The following is a 689-nucleotide window of genomic DNA, read 5'->3' on the forward strand; positions in this document are numbered from 1 at the left end:
TGTTCATATTGCTTAGATATTCCAGAATAGGCATTTAGCCCGGCAAGGCCGCTTTCTGTGAATCGTTGTAGGGTGAAATCTAACCAGCGCAGTGCCGCTTGCTCAAGCTCTGGCTCGTCGAGGATCTCGTTTAGCAGTTGGAACATGATTATCAATCCGCTACTGCCATGGCAAAGTCCGGCATCAAAAATACTGCCATCGTCGGCGGTTCTCTTGCTGGTTCTGATGGCGATATGGCGGGCGGCTTCAATCAATCGGTCTAGCTTAAGGTCTCGGCCTACGCGTGCCAGTGTTAATGCGATAGGCAAGTCGCCATAGCACCATCCGAGTCTGGCGATGCTGTCTGAGCCTACAGAACAGGGAAAGCCCACCTCTCTTTCTTCTGTCGTTATTTGCTGCTCTATAAGCCAGTTGCAGCTATGGGTGAGGAGCGTTTGTACTCGTTTTTCAAGCTGTGGGATCGCCAGCGCGGGTAAGATGGCGGCAATAATACCGGGCACACCATGGGCTAGGCCCAGGTTAAACTCGATTTCGTCAAGGTTTTCGGTGTTGAGCCTGAATACCGAGTGACTAGCCTGAGGCCAAGATAGCTGTTGTTCATTTACCTGTATGGCCAACGCTTCGTAGTGGGTGATAATTTTTTCATATAGGCGCGGATCACTAGAGCGTTTTAGTCGCCTAGCGGCATA

1 protein-coding gene is annotated in these 689 nt (G+C 50.8%); it reads right to left on the minus strand.

The window, feature by feature from the left end:
- Window positions 1–689: lanthionine synthetase LanC family protein (locus tag L2755_RS22055; RefSeq protein WP_283102907.1), on the minus strand; the 689-nt coding region annotated here is incomplete at both ends.

This window comes from Shewanella abyssi, from assembly GCF_023284025.1.
Classification (GTDB): domain Bacteria; phylum Pseudomonadota; class Gammaproteobacteria; order Enterobacterales; family Shewanellaceae; genus Shewanella; species Shewanella abyssi.